Source organism: Pseudomonas sp. HMSC076A11, from assembly GCF_001810205.1.
Taxonomy (GTDB): Bacteria; Pseudomonadota; Gammaproteobacteria; order Pseudomonadales; family Pseudomonadaceae; genus Pseudomonas; species Pseudomonas aeruginosa.
The window spans coordinates 140507-140776 of the sequence record NZ_KV800317.1 but is presented as its reverse complement, the minus strand read 5'-3'; the positions used below and the strand labels follow the sequence as shown (position 1 = coordinate 140776).

The following is a 270-nucleotide window of genomic DNA, read 5'->3' as shown; positions in this document are numbered from 1 at the left end:
CCGGCAGCCCGGACGCGGTACGCCTGGAACATCGCGTCGCCGGCGCCGACGCCAACCCCTACCTGCTGCTGGCCTCGGTGCTTGCCGGGGTGCACCACGGGCTGACCAACAAGGTCGAGCCGGGTGCCCCGATCGAAGGCAACTCCTACGAGCAGTTGGAGCCGAGCCTGCCGAACAACCTGCGCGACGCCCTGCGCGAACTGGACGACAGCGAGATCCTGGCGAAGTACATCGATCCGAAGTACATCGACATCTTCGTCGCCTGCAAGG

The 270-nt window shown here is 66.7% G+C and carries 1 pseudogene; it reads left to right on the top strand.

The features are described 5' to 3' along the window. Positions 1-270 (top strand): annotated as a pseudogene (locus HMPREF2716_RS30090) (glutamine synthetase); the annotation flags it as partial.